This window comes from Sporosarcina sp. OR05, from assembly GCF_041414805.1.
Lineage (GTDB): Bacteria > Bacillota > Bacilli > Bacillales_A > Planococcaceae > Sporosarcina > Sporosarcina saromensis.
Genome location: NZ_JANKJL010000003.1, coordinates 69,520 through 86,377, shown reverse-complemented (window position 1 = coordinate 86,377; position 16,858 = coordinate 69,520). Strand labels below are relative to the sequence as shown.

The window sequence follows — 16,858 nt, the reverse complement described above, 5'->3', positions numbered from 1 at the left end:
GCAAATTCGTCATGTGGCGAGACGGATTGTCAGTACAAAATCTCACCTAAGCATCCGAGAAATAAAAAAAGAGGCATGAACTCTCCGAGTGGAAAAGTTCATGCTTCTTATGTTTTCTTCATAAATATGTGCCTGTGTGAAATTCAATTTAGTTAATACATTACAATTGCATGTTCATACAAACATGAAGTTGTAAGGGTAAGGCTTATTAATTTCTTCCGAATAACCATACATATTGGTTGAATTAACATGATTGTTTATCACACAGGGACCGTTCGCCAACATCGAATTCCATATAATCAACCAGTAGCATCACTTCAACAGATTCGCAATAACAGAAGTACTACCTTGGCATGGCTATAAGTTAACCTCGGTCATTTTCTTAATTTTAAAAACCACTTCTCAATCAAGATCAGAAGTGGAAAGTTTAGAGTACATCAAATTATTTTATATTTAGTGAGCTTAAACTTCAAAATCTCTAACCACATTATAATCAATGACAGACGGTATTTCATTCATATACATTAAATCACGGATCATGGTTAAACGAATAGAAACATCCATTTCGAAATACTCATTCTCTTCAGCTGGTAATATAGAATAAGGCACATTTTTTACTATATAGACTTTTTCATCAATACACCATTTTACATCTTTTGTTAATGATTTGGTTCCCGGTTTCATGGCGGCAACCTCCCTAACCAACGTTTTGTGCAAAGTGCCTTCCTCCTCTTCTAATATTCCCTATATAGATACATTTTAATCCTAACCTTTTATCTATTCACTGTTGTCCTTTTTGTTTCGTTCAATTATTTGTCTTTCAGGTTCGCCAACTTTCGATAATAATCTAGGTTTACTTCGCTAGCTCTGAAGTGGACTTTTTCTAGTTTATCGCTATTCAGATGAACTGTAATCATTTTTATAAAACGAACCTTCCTTTTACTTATTACAAAACTGATCGCAAATGTATATTTCTCTGGGCTCCCACTTTCAATTAAACTATAAGACAACGATGGGAACCCTTTAAACTGTGCCTGAGTTATTGCATCGGTCATCTTGAGTCTCGTGATTAAGTCTATAATAACATTTTCCTCAATTGAGCCGATACGTTCAAGAATTCGTTCCAAGGAATGACTTCCAATTTGAATAATGTTTTTATTTTTAAGCTCTTCAGCACTATGAGACCTAAGCATTTTTTCCTTTTCTTCTAGAACAATATTTCGTTGATTATCAGTTAGATAAGAAATGGGAATGCCATACTTTTCAGCTTTTCGTAAAGCATCTTTATCATATTCAGCTGCTATAGCTTTAATTTCCTCAATTTGTTTCGTTTCAAAATAAATCACATCATAAACTAGCATGGTTATATCATCTTTAAATATGACAGTAAACCGTCTAGCCAAGACAAACACACCTTTCCCATTCCCCTAAGTTTCACACTAGAATATATTCCGAACATTGTCAATCTATGGTCGGCAGAATACTCAATACATTTCACACTTATTTTAGAATTCGTCTCACTTTCATCATTGGATCTCTGCAAAGATGAATCACAAAATCTTCATTCGATGTATGATAAACGACCGTTCCTTCTTTCGCCCTAAAAAATTCTTTGTTTGCATCTTTTTTAGCTACAGTACGTATCGGAGCAACTTCTGTCACAATTTTTTTATTATCTTCTTCATAGTAGTCTAAAATCGATACCAAAAGAAATTGATCAGGAAATAATTCTCTTACTTCTTGCCAAGTCATTTTAAAACCAAACCTCCTATCAAAGTACGAGTCAATAAACACAGTAAATTAATTGAATTTTCCTATACATAGATTCATAAAAAAAGAAGCATAAATCTCCAATTTGGAAACAATGCTTCTTTCTGTACTACTATCCATAAAATCTTATGGAGACGGTGGGAGTCGAACCCACGTCCGCTAGAATTACTATTATGTATTTCTAGCTTTATAATCCGAGTCTGGCACCTACTTCAGCATACTCTATATCTTTTCTTTCTGCATTCCAATTACCCCCTGTTTGTCCGTCCCATATCGCTCCTGTTTCAACGAAACCAACAGATGCATACAATCCCCGTGCAGCTTCGTTTGTCATCCAATATGATAAAGAAATCGCATCAGCTTTCCCCTGCGGAAACGACATTATGTAATCAATAACTTTCATCATTGCTTGTTTGCCAAATCCTTTGCCCTGATGCTTTTCATCAATCATGAAGCGATTAATTCCATAAGTGAATTTATCTCCATATTTTTCACGTAAAAATGAACTTTCCGCCCGTTTATAAAATCCCATATCGACATATCCTATGACTTCATCATGATGGCATATAGCGAAGATCATAGGAGGCTTTTCGTCGTTGAGTATCCTTACATAGGCTCTAGCCAAAGAATATAGGCTGGAATCCCCATTTCCTTTCTGCTCATCTGTTATGCTTAACTTCAACACCGCCTCAAAATTGTCGTGGGTAATCTTTCTTAATTCAATCATTTTTCTTCCCTACTTCCGAAAATATTAATTCCCTACTTCTACCCGTAACGCCGTTCCCGTCCCCAAGGGCAAGGACGAAGCGCTGACAGGCGGCGCGTCCTGTCCCTCCGTTGCCCTCCCGATGCCATGCGGTACGCTAGGCGATGGGGTTGCTTCCGAACAGCGTTCCCCGTCCTCCGTGCCTTAACGACACCGGTATAGTATAAAAACCAAGGTGCTTTGCTTCTACATGAATATTCCAAGCCCCTCTACGGACTGCTCGGGGATAGTAGCACACGCTAAAGCAGAAGGAGCGAATGAAGAAAAGTGGACTTTTTTCCGGATGATACGTGATGAAATAGGTCCTATTGAACACATCGCTAAAACTGGTGAAGAACAACGGATGGTTAAATGAGCTTATGGCTATATCGTTCAAAATTTGCCGAGGGAAGCTGTTATTGTGCAAACGTAGTCATTTATTATCAACGCAAGCTATAAATGCTTACAAGATTGGTATTATGAGTAGTGGATTCGACTGCTGCTGTTTCTGACGGAGATGAACATTCTTGTACGGTTATTCAGCAATAGAGAATTCATCAGGATAATAGAGCTTCTTCCGCAAACAAACGTCTTTATGCGTCAGTGTCTCCCCTTCAAATCGCAGCCAAATTTCATCGTCCGCCATGACTCCATGTGTTTTGCGCACAATACCCCACCGATTATAGGCTTGCAAACCAAGGCTTTCTAGTAGCTCATCAGCATTGACACGCGTTGGTGGGAATGTGCGCCACTTCAGCCATTTCTCCAATTCTTCAACCGTAATATGCCCTTCCATATTCGGTGAAAACTGTTTATTGAAATCGGTAATGTAATTGATGACGTAAGGCGTGCCGCCATTTGCTGGCTTCAAGTCAACACGTGCAATGACCTTATCCATCCACATGACGTCAAATTTCATATAGTTAATCAATATGATCACTTCCTTCGAAAAACAAATGGTCAAAAATTGGGTCATTCATTTGAGATAGGAGTACTTGCTTTGCCCGGCCAAACTCATTAGAATGCATTTCAAGTTGGTGCAATAGCTTCGTTTTATTGATAAATGCTGGTCCCGTATACAAAGCTAACTGCCTAGTAAAACTTGAATTGAACGGCTTTGCCTTTACTTTACGTTTTAAGATTGTCAATGGTTTGCCTGGTGGATAATCTTTTTCATCAGACAATAAGCTAAGCCCATTATCAAAAATAGGTGCGATTTGCCAAGACTGTGTAACTGGATTATATAAGAAAAGGATATTATTCGTGTGACGATCTTCATTTAAAATAAGCGCGTCAAATGCAAGCATTCGAGAGATTACAGCCCGTGCATCAAGCCCTGTAACAATCTCAACATGATGCATAATCTGTTCAAATTTCTCTTGAGATGAAAGAGCTTTATTGTTTAAAATAGAATCGGTCGAAGTGAAATTCGCTTCAAATAAACGTTCAAGTGTGACTTCTTGTAGTTCTCCTCTAAAGTCTTGAGAATAACAACCATTCACTGTTTCACCAGTTGGCAACAAGATTTCGCAAGGTTTGTATGTGACATACTCTTGCTCCGACAGGGTTGAACAAGCGAGAATCAGAGATGCAAGGACCTCCGCTTTTCCTTCATAACCACGTGCATTTTGCTTAACCCACTTCTCTCCGACATGCCATTTGGATTGGTCCCCCTTGCTCGAGGTACTAATAATTCGCATTGTGTTTGTAGGGATTGATATTTTCTCCACACTCTTCACATCCTACTAATTCTCATTATAAAGAAAAAGATATTGCCCAGAAGTCAATCCTCTGTTCAATATCTTTATCTATCGCTCTTCATAATTCCATAACTTACTATGGAGACGGTGGGAGTCGAACCCACGTCCAAAGGCTCTGCTACTTAAGCGTCTACGCGTGTAGATTGACTACTTAGGTTCGCGCGCACGTTTGCCGTCAATCAAGGCTATCCGTGAGCGCTATCCTGATAATCTCTTGTAACGGCCTCAGGAGGCGACCGCTACCGTATCCCACTTAAGTTGAGCCTAACAATGCCACATGGGCGATGGAACTGCTAGGCAGATTCATCAGCTTACGCTGCGAATGCTAAGTTGTTGTTTGTTTTGCCAGTTATTATTAACTGCCGTTTCTGACGGAGTCGAGCCCTCCGACGCGCAGCTCAAGCTCAGACCACCCCTGTCGAATCCGTAACGTCCCCGAGATAAAAGGTGGTTAGACCTTTAAAGGGATGTCAGGAATGCCTGTAAAAGGCTTCTGAACTATTTCACTACAATCAGTATACAGGATTTTAACGTAAAAATCAATACTGCTGTTTTGCTTTGAATGCGCGTTCCATTTCACGCTTCGCTTCTTTCTTCTTCAAGTCATCACGTTTATCGTAAAGTTTCTTCCCTTTACCAACGCCGATCAAAACTTTCGCAAAGCCGTCCTTCAAGTACATTTTCAACGGAACAATCGCAAACCCTTCTTGCTTTGTTTGTCCAATCAATGTCGCAATCTGCTTTTTGTGAAGCAATAGTTTTCTAGAACGCAACGGATCATGGTTGAACCGGTTCCCTTGATCGTATGGGCTAATGTGCATATTGGAAATCCATGCTTCATTATTCCGTATCAACACGAATGCATCTCGAATTTGCACTTTCCCGTTACGCACGGACTTGATTTCCGTCCCTTGCAGTACGATGCCTGCTTCAATCGTCTCTTCAATCGCATAATCATGATTTGCTTTCTTATTGATCGCGATCACTTTTCCTTGACCTTTTGCCATACCGTTCTCCCCCTCTTCAAAAGCGCTGGACGCCTAGCAGCTTCATGCCTCTTAGCCTCTGGCGTCCATTGCTACATGCGTATCCACCGATTGAGACAACCGCCTCAATCGATGCAATACACGCTTACTTCCTCTTCCGCGTAGCCGGCTTTTTCTTCTTCTTTTTCGCTACACCTTCATAAAACTTCTTCTTCGCATTCGGCGAACCGGTGCCCTGCTTCTTATCACCTTTCGGCTTTTCAGATTGGCTTCTACCGCCGCCCTTTTTCGCATGAATGACTTTCGGCGTCTCTTTCCGCGCACGATGGAACGATTGCTTCATCCCTGCAATTTCAAAATCGATAGCCGATTCCTCAGGTGTGACGGACACGACGCGGATTGTCACTTCATCCCCGATTCGGAACTGCTTGCCTGTATGCTCACCGATCATCATCATTTGACGATCGTCGAAACGGTAATAATCATCCGTCATATAGCTGACATGGACAAGTCCTTCCACCGTATTTTCAAGCTCGACGAACATCCCGAAATTCGTAACGGAAGAAATGACTCCGTCAAATTCCTCACCGATCTTATCGAGCATGAACTGGGCTTTCTTCAACGCGTCCGTATCACGTTCTGCGTCAACCGCACGACGTTCACGTTCAGACGTATGTTGCGCGATTTCGGCTAAGTTAGCATTCCAATGCGCGATCGTCTGCGCAGACACATCTTTTTCAATCAAATACGTACGGATCAATCGGTGAACGATCAAATCCGGATAACGTCGGATTGGTGACGTGAAATGCGTATAGAAATCCGTCGATAAACCGAAGTGGCCAAGGCTTTCTTCAAAGTACTTCGCCTGTTGCATCGAACGTAGTAACATCGTAGAGATAACCGTCTCTTCCGGCATACCTTCAATTGATTCCACGATTTCCTGCAATGCGCGTGGATGCACTTTATTGCCAGAGCCCTTCACGACAATACCGAAGTTCGTCAAAAACTCAAAGAAACGTTGCAGTTTCTCGGTTTTCGGGTCTTCGTGAATGCGGTATAAGAACGGCACTTGCAACCAATGGAAATGCTCCGCCACTGTTTCATTCGCAGCAAGCATGAATTCCTCGATGAGTCGTTCAGACACCGTACGCTCGCGCAACACGATATCCGTCGGCCAACCGTTATCATCCACAAGCACTTTCGACTCTTTGAAATCAAAGTCAATCGCACCACGGTCAATTCGCTTTTGTCTCAAAATCGAAGCGAGTTCCGCCATCTCATTCAACATTGGAACGATATGTGCGTACTTTTTAATCAGCTCCTCATCTTTTTCTTCGATGATCTTGTATACATCCGTATACGTCATTCGCTCTTTCGACTTGATGACACTTTCGTAAATCTCATGATCGACAACTTTCCCGTTGCGGTCAATTTTCATCGAACAAGACAACGTCAATCGGTCGACATGCGGGTTCAATGAACAAATCCCGTTTGATAGCTTATGCGGCAACATCGGGATAACCCGGTCTGTTAAATACACACTCGTCGCGCGCTCATACGCTTCATCGTCGAGCGGTGTATTTTGTTGTACGTAATGACTCACGTCCGCAATATGGACAGACAATGTATACGTTCCATCGTCATTTTTCACAAGCGAAATCGCATCATCCAAGTCTTTCGCGTCTGCCCCATCAATTGTAATGATGACATCTTCTCGTAAGTCACGACGTTTGAATAAATCCTTTTCCTGCACTTCATCCGGTGTTTTATTCGCCTGATCCATTACTTCTTTAGGGAATTCAACTTCAATCCCATGCTTATGAATAATCGATAAAATATCGACACCTGGATCGTTTTTGTGCCCAAGGATTTGCACAACCATTCCCGTCGCGGACTTCATATCACTCGGCCAATCGGTAATTTCCACGACCACTTTATGGCCATCTACCGCGTCCAGCGAGTTACCTTTGCCAATGAAAATATCCATCGGCAACTTCTTGTCATCCGGAATGACAAAACCGAATCCGCGGTTGTCCTGATACGTTCCGACCACTTTCGTCGTTTTGCGTTCCGCAATTCGTATAATCGTCCCTTCACGACGGTCGCCATACGAGCCCTTCGACACGCGGACAAGCACGATATCGCCGTTCATCGCCCCGTTCACTTCCGGTGGTGGAATGAAAATATCATCCATTCCTTCCGTTTCAGGCGTCACAAATCCGAAGCCTTTCGCATGTCCGATGAACTTCCCGCGCACTAAGTTCATGCGCTCCGGCACACCGTAACGGTTCGTACGTGAGCGGACAATGTCCCCTTTCTGCTCAAGGTGAACAAGCATCTTCACCAGTTCCTTGAACTCCGCAGCGCCTTCAATCCCTAACGCCTCCTGGATTTCTTGAACCGTCAGCGGTTTATACGATTCCTCTCTCATAAAAGACAATAATCTTGTCCGTAGTTCTTCATCAAAAAAGTCCAATACCATCCCTCCACTTCTAACTATCGTCATCTATTTCCATTTTCACACGTTCCAGTCAAGGGATTCAAGAAATTGATACACCTCTTCATGAAGCGCTTCTTTTTCCGGACCGAGCGTAATGACATGCCCTGACTTTTCAAACCATTGTAAATCCTTTTTCGTCGAAGACGCTTCGTCATAAATGACATTCGCCGACTCCACGTCAATCACTTCATCGTCACGCGACTGCACAACCAACAACGGCGCTTCCACCTTTTCCAGCTCATCCCGCGTATCATACACGAGCGAACGCAAAGCAGGCAATGAATGCATCGAGCGATTGCGTAACGCCTCTACTTCCTTTTCGATAACATCAGCCGATTTTCCTTCATACTTCTTATAATCCGCCGCATACTTCAACACACCTTCAAACATGAGATCCGTCGTCTTCATCGACATCGGCGCACACATCGTCACAATTCCCTTTACAGGCAGTGTAACCCCGATTTTTAATGAAAATACACCACCTAAAGATAATCCACCAACCGCAATCTCTTCATACCCGGCATCTCTCAACTGCTCATACCCCGCGACAACATCTTCCCACCACTCATCCGGCCCAGTCTCAATCAATTCCTCAGGCGGCACACCATGTCCCCTGTAATGCGGCGCCAGTGACGTATACCCTTTCTTCTCCAAAAAACGTCCCAACATCCGTACATCCGCCGACGTCCCCGTAAATCCATGCAATAACAAAACCGCCCGCTTCCCACTCTCAAAAAAGAACGGCTTCGGCTGCGCAATCCTCATATCTATACTCATCCTTTCAGTATGTATGTATCAATAAATCTTCATATTAAGAAAAACGTTTTTGAAATTAGTATGTATGAAATCCATCACAATACAACAGAGTACCTTAATATCGTTTTAGTCCACTTTCATGTTAGCTTTTGCCTTACAAAAATTAAATCAGAAACTCAGTCGTGTTAGATTGTCTGATTTTCTGCGTACTTAGGCAGTATAGCACTTACGAACAATTGGCATGCCCTTATGCAAAGGCATTATTCATTTTACTACCTAGTAAAATGAAGGACACTTAGATGATTGAAGTGCAGGGCGGCGACTCCTGCGGGAACAGCGCGAGCTGAAGACCCTGGACTGAGCGAAGCGAGGGAAGCGGCTGAAGCCGTGCCCGCGGAAAGCGTCCGCCCGGAACGGAAATCATCGTTCTTACTATTCCTCTCTATCCTCTTTATACCATTCCCTTTTCCAAAGAGAAAAAAACGCCCGACCATACGGGTGGCCAGGCGTTTCATCATGTATGCAATTCGTTAACTACCCATCAAATCTTCACGATGGCAATCGCCAACACGAAAAATAAAATTGAAAGTATAATTGTCACGCGTTGAAGCACTAAATCCAACCCACGCGCTTTCTGTTTCCCAAAAAGTTGTTCGGCACCACCGGAGATGGCTCCTGACAGACCTGCACTTTTTCCGGATTGCAATAACACAACAACGATTAACGCCAATGACACGATAACTAGCAACGTCATAAACAAAGCATGCACTTTGTTCCACCTCCCGAATCGAACATAACACTATCTCTATTCTAGCAAACATTACATATTGTTACAATATCTTTTTGATTATTCCACAAACAGCCGACAATCGCCGGCTGTTTGTGCTTCCTTTCGCCCGTAGCGTAAATCATGAACGAAGTCGATACTTACTTCTTCAAATTATAAAACGTCTTCGCTCCAAGATACACAGCCGTTTCATCCAACTGATCTTCGATACGAAGCAGTTGGTTGTACTTCGCCACACGGTCCGTACGAGAAGGCGCACCTGTCTTAATTTGACCTGCGTTTGTCGCAACAGCGATGTCTGCAATTGTCGTATCTTCGGATTCACCAGAACGGTGAGAAATAACCGCTGTATAACCCGCGCGTTTCGCCATTTCGATCGCGTCAAATGTTTCTGTCAATGTACCGATTTGGTTCACCTTGATAAGGATTGAGTTGCCAACGCCTTCTTCAATCCCTCGTGCCAACTTCTCTGTATTCGTTACGAATAGATCGTCTCCAACCAATTGAACTTTACCGCCAAGGCGCTCTGTCAATAGCTTGTGTCCAGCCCAGTCGTTTTCGTCTAGACCATCTTCGATTGAAACGATTGGATATTTTGAGCAAAGCTCTTCATACCAAGCAACCATCTCTTCAGATGTTTTCGTAATGCCTTCACCCGCTAAGCGGTATGTGTTTGCTTCTTTATCGTAAAACTCGGAAGACGCAACGTCCATTGCAAGCAATACTTCTTCGCCTGGCTTGTAGCCCGCTTTTTCGATAGCTTCCATAATTGTTGAAAGAGCTTCTTCGTTCGATGCCAAGTTTGGTGCAAAGCCGCCTTCGTCACCAACCGCCGTGTTCAAGCCTTTTCCTTTCAACACGTCTTTTAAGCTATGGAAGATTTCAGCGCCCATGCGCAATCCGTGACGGAATGATTCCGCACCGACCGGCATGACCATGAATTCTTGAATGTCAACGTTGTTATCCGCGTGCTCACCGCCGTTGAGGATGTTCATCATCGGTACTGGCAATTGCTTCGCGTTCACGCCGCCAAGGTATTGGTAAAGTGGAAGATCCAAGTAATCTGCTGCTGCGTGTGCAACTGCCATGGACACACCAAGGATCGCATTCGCACCAAGTTTCCCTTTATTGTTCGTGCCATCTAGTTCGATCAAAGCTTTATCGATGACAACTTGGTCGAGCACTGAATAGTTATCAACGATTTCTTCTGCAATCACTTCGTTTACGTGATCAACTGCAGCTAACACGCCTTTTCCTAAGTAACGGGATTTATCGCCATCACGCAATTCAACGGCTTCATATTCACCTGTGGAAGCACCGGATGGAACGATTGCACGTCCGAACGCGCCGCTTTCTGTGAACACTTCAACTTCAACCGTCGGATTTCCGCGTGAATCAAGAACTTCTCTAGCTTGGATATGGGTAATGATTGGCATAACAATTCTCTCCCTTTAATTAGAATAATGGTGTTCCGGACATGTCTGCCGGTTGTTCAATATCTAGCAGTTTCAACATTGTCGGCGCAAGATCGGATAAGATACCGCCTTCACGAAGGTCAATGTCGGTCTTTGTAATGATGACCGGCACTGGATTTGTCGTATGCGCCGTCATCGGTTTGCCTTCTAGCGTCACGACCTCATCAGAATTACCGTGGTCCGCAGTGACAATCGCTGTTCCGCCTTTCAGTAAGAGCGCATCGATGATTCTACCGAGGCACACATCGACTGTTTCAATCGCTTTGATCGTCGGTTCGAGCAAGCCGCTATGGCCGACCATATCTGGATTCGCGAAATTGAGGATAATCGCATCTTGTCGATCCGCTTCAATTTCCGCAAGTAGCGCTTCCGTCACTTCGACAGCACTCATTTCCGGCTTCAAGTCATACGTGGCCACTTTCGGACTAGCAATTAAAATCCTTGTTTCACCTTCGAACTCTTCTTCCCGACCGCCACTCATGAAAAATGTTACATGAGGATATTTCTCAGTTTCCGCAATACGCAATTGACGGAGTCCATTGTTCGACAGCACTTCACCAAGTGTGTTGGTCAAGTCGACATTCGTAAACACGACATCCGCCTGTACGTCTTCACTATAATGTGTAAACGTCACGAATTTTACTTGTTCCAATGATTTTGGTCCGGTATGGAAGCCGTCAAACTTCGTATCCGTGAATGCCCGTGACAATTGAATCGCACGGTCCGGTCTGAAGTTAAAGAAAACGACCGCATCTTCATCTTCAATCGTTGCGACAGGTTGTCCGTCTTGCTCCACGACAAACGGGATCACGAATTCATCATGTACTAGTTCGTCATAAGAAGCTAAAACTCCTGCCATCGCCGTTTGAAAACGAGCCCCTTCTCCGTCGACAATCGCACGGTACGCACTTTCTACGCGGTCCCACCGTTTATCGCGGTCCATTGCGTAATAGCGTCCGGATACCGTAGCAATCTTGCCGACACCGATACCTTCCATCACTTCTTCGGTCTTCTCGATATAGCCAGGTGCAGTTTGCGGACCTACATCCCGGCCATCTAAAAATGCATGGACATATACTTTTTCGATGCCGTTCATTTTCGCAAGACGAAGCAGTGCGAATAAATGCTCATAGTGGCTATGTACACCACCATCGGACAGCAAGCCCATCAGATGAAGCGCAGAGCCTTTCTGTTTCACATGTTCAATTGCACGAAGCAACGCTGCATTCGTCATGAAATCGCCGTCTTTGATCGATTTATTAATGCGCGTTAAGCTTTGGTAGACAATTCTACCCGCTCCTATATTCAAGTGGCCGACTTCCGAATTGCCCATTTGGCCTTCCGGAAGACCGACCGCTTCACCACAAGCTGTAAGCGTCGAATGAGGATAGTTGTTCCATAAAATATCGAAATTCGGCGTGTTCGCTTGCGCTACCGCATTGCCATACTTTTCATCCCGCAATCCGAAACCGTCTAAGATGATCAATGCAACAGGTGCTTTAGGCATGGCTTGCAACCTCAATCATTTTCACGAATGAATCTGCTTCAAGGCTTGCGCCACCGACAAGCGCACCGTCGATATGTTCCATGGACAGCAACTCGCCTAAATTGCCTGGCTTTACACTGCCGCCGTATTGAATGCGGATTGCTGCAGCTGTCTGTTCATCATACAAGTGATCGATTTCCACACGGATTGCTTCACAAACAATATTCGCATCTTCGGCAGTCGCTGTTTTGCCTGTACCGATTGCCCAAATTGGTTCGTACGCAATGATCGCATTTTTCGCTTGCTCTGCTGACACGCCTTCAAATGCTTTCTGTACTTGCAAAGCAACTGTTTCTACCGTTTTTTCTGCTTCCCGTTCAGCAAGGCTTTCCCCAACACAAACGATTGGTGTCAATTGATTCGCAAATGCTGCAAGCACTTTCTTGTTCACCGTTTCATCGGTTTCATTGAAATATTGACGACGCTCCGAATGCCCTAAAATGACATACGGAATGTGCAATGCCGCTAACATCTTCGGGCTTACTTCGCCTGTAAATGCGCCCTCCGCCACGTCATGCATCGTTTGCGCACCGATTTGCAATGAACGGCCTTCCGTCATTGACTGAAGCGCTGCCAAATAGAGTGAAGGTGGGCAAACGACTGCGTCGACTTGTTCGGACTGCGGCAAGCGTTCGTTCACTTCTGTAACAAATTGCTTCGCTTCCTCCATCGTCTTATACATCTTCCAGTTTCCTGCAATGATTCGTTTCCGCAAAGTTTTCCCTCCTAATTATCGATCTTTCAATACCGTTACACCCGGAAGTTCTTTCCCTTCCATAAATTCCAAGGAAGCGCCTCCACCTGTAGACACGTGATCCATCTTCTCCGCAACGTCAAATTTCTCAACAGCTGCAGCAGAATCACCACCACCGATTACGGTATATGCTTCGGTTTCTGCCATTGCCAATGCCACTTCTTTCGTTCCAGCTGAAAACGGCGCCATTTCAAATACGCCCATCGGCCCGTTCCAAATGACAAGTTTCGAGTTGCGGATTACGTCCGCATACAATGCAGCAGTTTCAGGTCCGATATCGAGCCCCATCCAACCGGATTCAATCGCATCGATTTTCACGGTTTGGACGTTCGCCTCTTCAGAAAATGCATCCGCGACGACCGCATCGATCGGCAAATACAAATTGACGTTCTTTTCTTTCGCTTTTTGAATAAACGACTGTGCGAGTTCAATCTTATCTTCTTCAACAAGTGAATTGCCTGTTTCATATCCTTGTGCTTTTGTAAATGTATAGGAAAGACCGCCACCGATCAATAAATTGTCGACGTTGTCCAACAAATTATCAATGACACCAATCTTGTCCTTTACTTTCGCACCTCCGATAATCGCAGTAAAAGGACGATCCGGATCCGATAACGCTTTGCCAAGGACATCCAGTTCCTTTTGGAGCAAGAAACCACTTACCGCAGGGATATGCGCAGCAATTCCAGCAGTGGACGCATGTGCACGGTGAGCTGCACCGAACGCATCGTTGACGAACACATCCGCAAGTGCAGCAAATTGCTTCGCAAGTTCCGCGTCGTTTTTCTCTTCCCCTGCATGGAAACGGACGTTTTCAAGCAACACAACGTCGCCATCGTTCATCGCAGCTACTGCTTGTTCTACGTCTGCTCCAATCGAGTCGTCAAGCTTCGTCACGTGTTTACCAAGAAGTTCAGCCAATCGTTCACCAACAGCTGAGAGGCGTAATTCCTCTTTCACTTCCCCTTTTGGTCTCCCTAAATGACTCGCTAAAATGACTTTTGCGCCCGTTTGGACCAAATACGTAATCGTCGGTACGGCTGCACGGATTCTTGTATCGTCCGTCACTGTACCGTTTTCCATCGGGACATTGAAATCCACCCGGCAAAATACGCGCTTTCCTGTTAGGTCCATATCCTTGATCGTCTGTTTGGCATTCATGTAAACTGCACACCTCCAAGAGTAGTAACGCGTACGAACAGTGAGCTGTTTCATACGCACGCTAGTAAAAAGGAGGAACGGGTTGTACACCGTTCCTCCTACCCATTTATCTATTATAAGGTGTAGCCTATCGATTGGCTATGATTTATATTGATTGGCCTCAAATGCCTTGTTTTTGCATGTATAGCGCCAAGTCGATGCAACGTGCAGAGTAGCCCGACTCGTTGTCATACCAAGAAATAACTTTCACCATGTTGTTATCCAACACCATCGTAGAAAGTGCGTCAACTGTGGATGAAGCCGTGTTGCCATTGTAGTCTCTTGAGACGAGTGGAATTTCATTATAGTAAAGAATGTTTTTCAATTCATTTTCAGATGCATGCTTCAGTGCAGCATTCACATCTTCCACTGTAACGTCTTTTGACAGTTCCACAACGAAATCGACAAGTGACACATTCGGCGTCGGTACACGTACAGCCATGCCATCAAGTTTCCCTTTAAGTTCGGGAATGACTTTTGTCACCGCTGATGCAGCACCCGTTGTCGTCGGAATCATAGACTCAGCTGCCGCTCTCGCTCTACGGTAGTCGTCATGTGGCAAATCCAAAATGCGTTGATCGTTCGTGTAGGAATGCACGGTTGTCATCATGCCGCGTTCGATGCCGAACTGGTCATTCAACACTTTTACGACAGGCGCCAGACAGTTCGTCGTACAAGAAGCGTTGGACACGACTTTATCCGTTTGCGCATCGTATTCGTGTTCATTGACACCCATGACGAGCGTTTTCACATCGCCTTTCGCAGGTGCAGACAAGATCACTTTTTTCGCGCCCGCTTCGATATGTTTCATCAACCCTTTTTCGTCTCTGAACACACCTGTGGATTCGATGACGACGTCCACACCTAAGTCTCCCCATGGCAGTTGCGCTGGGTCTTTTTCAGCGTAAACTTTAATCTTCTTCCCGTTGACGACAAGATGATTGTCTTCTGAACCGACTTCCGCGTCAAAAATTCCGTGCACAGAATCGTATTTCAATAAATGCGCCAACATCGGTGCGTCCGTCAGATCGTTAACCGCAACAATTTCAAGTTCTTCGTGCTTGCTTGCCTCTCTGAATACAACTCTTCCAATCCGTCCGAATCCGTTAATCGCTACTTTTAATGTCATTTGAATTCCCTCCAAGTATGGTTGATGTCGTTAAGACGTACTCTCTAATTTACGGATGATTTCCAGTGCTGCCCCTTCATCCGTCACAAGAAGCGTTTGCTCAGGCGCACTCGCCATATACGCAGCAATCGCGTCCGCTTTCGCCTTGCCACCTGCAACGGCGATGATGAGCGGCACTTTTTTCAACTGCTCGGTTTGAATGCCGACTGTTCTGATCCTGTGTACAATCTTGCCATTTTCATCGAAATAATATCCGAACGCTTCACCTTTTGCGCCATCTTGTTGCAGTTTTTCCGTTTCTTCGCTCGGTGTATTGCGCATTTCAGCCATCCGTTGTGCATCCCCGATTCCGTGAATGACACAATCGGTCTTTTCATACAAATCGATCATCTTCTGCGCCGTCGGTTCCTTTTTGAACACTTCATGCGCTTCACCACTGAGTGACTCAGGATAGTAAAACGTGCTATACGTCCCACCACACGCGTGGGCAAACGAGGCTGCGATAACGTTCGCTTGTAGGCCGATGTCATTCCCCACACCACCTCTTGCTGCAATGAAGTGCAAGTGCGCAGCTCGTTCAAACGAATGCATATAATGCGGGATGGCCGCAACCGATGTCCCACCGGTAACCGCGACTATTTCACCGTCTCCAATGCGCTCCGTAAATTCGTTCGCTGCTTCTTTCGCCAACAAGTTTTTCACCGCATCATTGGCATCACTATCGCCCGGCACAATTTTCACATGCTGGATGTGCAATAAACGCTGCAGTTTTCTCTCGATCAAGCCGTGTCCCGTCCACTCATCGATGCTTGGCTGAAGAGCCGCCCGCACTTTTGCCCCTTCCGCAGTAATCGTCGTTCCTTCTTTTGCGATTCGAATGAGATCCAATTCGCGCAAGCTCTCCATCTCATTTCGACACTCGCGCTCCGACAAACCCGCAAGCAAACTTAACGGCCTCCGCCCAATCGGCCCGGACATCTCAATGAAAGTCAATAATTTATAACGTCGATGGAGTACATCCACCATTTCTGGCACAAGCTTTCGTTGCGCCTCGAGTATATTCGAGTTCACGGAAAGCCTCACTTTCTAGCAGGACACTTTCTGCCCACCTATTAATATTTTGTCCCACCTATTGCAAAAAAATATAGTTGATACTGCAAGTATATACCTCTTCACTAGTATATTCAAACTTTTTTAGTTTATTTGGGGAAATTCATCGCCATCAAGTTTTCGACAGCGTATTTTCTATAGTCTCTACTCCTATTCATTTCCCCTGAATCACATTAATCATTCATTTAGCAAAAAAGCATGTATGTTCATTGAATTAAACTCATTTAACCGAACGTATTCACAATAAACTTGTAAAGGTAGGCTTAACTTTAGTAATCCCACTTATCTACAACGTTCCATAATTCATCTATCAAAATCATGCATGCTCAATGATTTAAAC

The 16,858-nt window shown here is 44.4% G+C and carries 16 protein-coding genes and 1 other RNA gene; all 17 read right to left on the bottom strand.

Features of this window, described 5'->3' with window-relative positions; genetic code table 11:
* Positions 1 to 462: 462 nt before the first annotated feature.
* A complete protein-coding gene (locus tag NRI27_RS07460; RefSeq protein ID WP_371390139.1) occupies positions 463 to 717 on the bottom strand; it encodes an RNA-binding protein in 255 nt (84 codons plus the stop codon).
* Between the two features lie 92 nt (positions 718 to 809).
* Positions 810 to 1,403, bottom strand: a complete 594-nt coding sequence (locus tag NRI27_RS07455) for a hypothetical protein (RefSeq protein WP_371390138.1) — start codon at positions 1,401 to 1,403, stop codon at positions 810 to 812.
* Between the two features lie 97 nt (positions 1,404 to 1,500).
* Positions 1,501 to 1,752: a hypothetical protein gene (locus NRI27_RS07450; protein WP_371390137.1), complete on the bottom strand. Its 252-nt coding sequence runs from the start codon at positions 1,750 to 1,752 to the stop codon at positions 1,501 to 1,503.
* A 205-nt stretch (positions 1,753 to 1,957) separates the two neighbouring features.
* Positions 1,958 to 2,497 carry a GNAT family N-acetyltransferase gene (locus NRI27_RS07445; protein ID WP_371390136.1) on the bottom strand — a complete coding sequence of 180 codons (540 nt, stop codon included), beginning with the start codon at positions 2,495 to 2,497 and terminating at the stop codon, positions 1,958 to 1,960.
* Positions 2,498 to 3,050: 553 nt separating this feature from the next.
* Positions 3,051 to 3,446, bottom strand: a complete 396-nt coding sequence (locus NRI27_RS07440; protein ID WP_371390135.1) for a hypothetical protein — start codon at positions 3,444 to 3,446, stop codon at positions 3,051 to 3,053.
* Positions 3,439 to 4,245 (bottom strand): HipA domain-containing protein, encoded by an 807-nt coding sequence (locus NRI27_RS07435; protein ID WP_371390133.1) that lies wholly within the window; start codon positions 4,243 to 4,245, stop codon positions 3,439 to 3,441. The genes NRI27_RS07440 and NRI27_RS07435 overlap by 8 nt, the downstream gene beginning before the upstream one ends.
* 106 nt (positions 4,246 to 4,351) lie before the next feature.
* Positions 4,352 to 4,712, bottom strand: a transfer-messenger RNA (tmRNA) gene (ssrA, locus tag NRI27_RS07430).
* Between the two features lie 102 nt (positions 4,713 to 4,814).
* Positions 4,815 to 5,282: an SsrA-binding protein SmpB gene (gene smpB, locus NRI27_RS07425; RefSeq protein ID WP_317946651.1), complete on the bottom strand. Its 468-nt coding sequence runs from the start codon at positions 5,280 to 5,282 to the stop codon at positions 4,815 to 4,817.
* A gap of 124 nt (positions 5,283 to 5,406) precedes the next feature.
* A complete protein-coding gene (gene rnr / locus NRI27_RS07420; protein WP_371390313.1) occupies positions 5,407 to 7,692 on the bottom strand; it encodes a ribonuclease R in 2,286 nt (761 codons plus the stop codon).
* Between the two features lie 87 nt (positions 7,693 to 7,779).
* Complete coding sequence (locus NRI27_RS07415) at positions 7,780 to 8,526, bottom strand: alpha/beta hydrolase (protein WP_371390132.1); 747 nt, start codon at positions 8,524 to 8,526, stop codon at positions 7,780 to 7,782.
* A gap of 532 nt (positions 8,527 to 9,058) precedes the next feature.
* Positions 9,059 to 9,286, bottom strand: a complete 228-nt coding sequence (gene secG, locus NRI27_RS07410) for a preprotein translocase subunit SecG (RefSeq protein WP_317946655.1) — start codon at positions 9,284 to 9,286, stop codon at positions 9,059 to 9,061.
* A gap of 158 nt (positions 9,287 to 9,444) precedes the next feature.
* The gene (gene eno, locus NRI27_RS07405) at positions 9,445 to 10,740 is read right to left on the bottom strand and encodes a phosphopyruvate hydratase (protein WP_317946657.1); all 1,296 of its coding nucleotides are present in this window, start codon (positions 10,738 to 10,740) and stop codon (positions 9,445 to 9,447) included.
* Between the two features lie 19 nt (positions 10,741 to 10,759).
* A complete protein-coding gene (gpmI, locus tag NRI27_RS07400; RefSeq protein WP_371390131.1) occupies positions 10,760 to 12,286 on the bottom strand; it encodes a 2,3-bisphosphoglycerate-independent phosphoglycerate mutase in 1,527 nt (508 codons plus the stop codon).
* Entirely contained in the window at positions 12,279 to 13,040 is a 762-nt protein-coding gene (gene tpiA / locus NRI27_RS07395) for a triose-phosphate isomerase (protein ID WP_371390130.1), read from the bottom strand. Before tpiA ends, gpmI begins: the two co-directional genes overlap by 8 nt.
* Before the next feature lie 15 nt (positions 13,041 to 13,055).
* Positions 13,056 to 14,240, bottom strand: coding sequence for a phosphoglycerate kinase (locus tag NRI27_RS07390; RefSeq protein WP_317946663.1), 1,185 nt, complete (start codon positions 14,238 to 14,240; stop codon positions 13,056 to 13,058).
* Positions 14,241 to 14,400: 160 nt separating this feature from the next.
* Positions 14,401 to 15,408, bottom strand: coding sequence for a type I glyceraldehyde-3-phosphate dehydrogenase (gene gap, locus NRI27_RS07385; RefSeq protein WP_317946665.1), 1,008 nt, complete (start codon positions 15,406 to 15,408; stop codon positions 14,401 to 14,403).
* Between the two features lie 30 nt (positions 15,409 to 15,438).
* Positions 15,439 to 16,479 (bottom strand): sugar-binding transcriptional regulator, encoded by a 1,041-nt coding sequence (locus NRI27_RS07380; protein ID WP_371390129.1) that lies wholly within the window; start codon positions 16,477 to 16,479, stop codon positions 15,439 to 15,441.
* Positions 16,480 to 16,858 lie beyond the last annotated feature (379 nt).